General features: G+C 55.9%; 1 protein-coding gene. It reads right to left on the bottom strand.

What is annotated here, in order from left to right:
* Nucleotides 1–43: 43 nt before the first annotated feature.
* Nucleotides 44–272, bottom strand: a 229-nt coding sequence (locus AWJ14_RS22575) for a hypothetical protein (RefSeq protein ID WP_210183565.1), incomplete at its 5' end; no start/stop codon positions are given.

Below are 272 nucleotides of genomic sequence, written 5' to 3'. Positions count from 1 at the left end.
TTACCAGTACTAATAGCTCGATAGGCTTGATCGTTCTCATTGATCAATGTTCATCTTGAAGCGCAAAGCGCTTCAAAATTGTCTTGTCCTGACGCTGTCGCGGCTTGCGCCGCTTCGCTCCGGACGGGCCGCGCCACGAGGCGCGACGGCCGCTTGGCCTTGCGGAGCTTCGCTCCGTTACCAGGTGGCAGACATGATGAAAAACGTGTTCAAACCAAAAAGGGTTCGCCACCCGCCAGCTTCTCAATTGTTGCGCTTTGCCGACCTGGTGG

Source organism: Parahoeflea olei (assembly GCF_001703635.1).
Classification (GTDB): Bacteria; Pseudomonadota; Alphaproteobacteria; order Rhizobiales; family Rhizobiaceae; genus Hoeflea; species Hoeflea olei.
This window is presented reverse-complemented; position numbering and strand designations above follow the sequence as displayed.